We start from the raw sequence: 240 nt of genomic DNA on the forward strand, positions 1-240 counted from the left end.
GCCGATGCCCTCGCCGAAGGCGCCCTCGAGCTCGGCCGGGACGATCGCCACCGACTTGAGCTGGCCGAGCACATCGGAGAACCACAGGCGGATGAACCGCACGTCGCGGTCCTCGACCGTCCGGAGCACGAACTCCTGCTGGCGGCTCATGGCGCTCATCGGCCGTTCCACTCCCGGTCCTCAGCGTCCCACTCCGCGGAGTTCGCCTGCGCCTTCGAGAGCGCGTTCTGCGCCTCCTCG

At 70.0% G+C, this 240-nt stretch carries 1 pseudogene; it reads right to left on the bottom strand.

Annotation, left to right across the window (positions count from 1 at the left end):
* Positions 1–150, bottom strand: a pseudogene (locus NVV99_RS26815) (glutamine synthetase); the annotation flags it as partial.
* Positions 151–240 lie beyond the last annotated feature (90 nt).

Source organism: Rhodococcus sp. PAE-6 (assembly GCF_025290685.1).
Taxonomy (GTDB): Bacteria; Actinomycetota; Actinomycetes; order Mycobacteriales; family Mycobacteriaceae; genus Rhodococcus; species Rhodococcus pyridinivorans.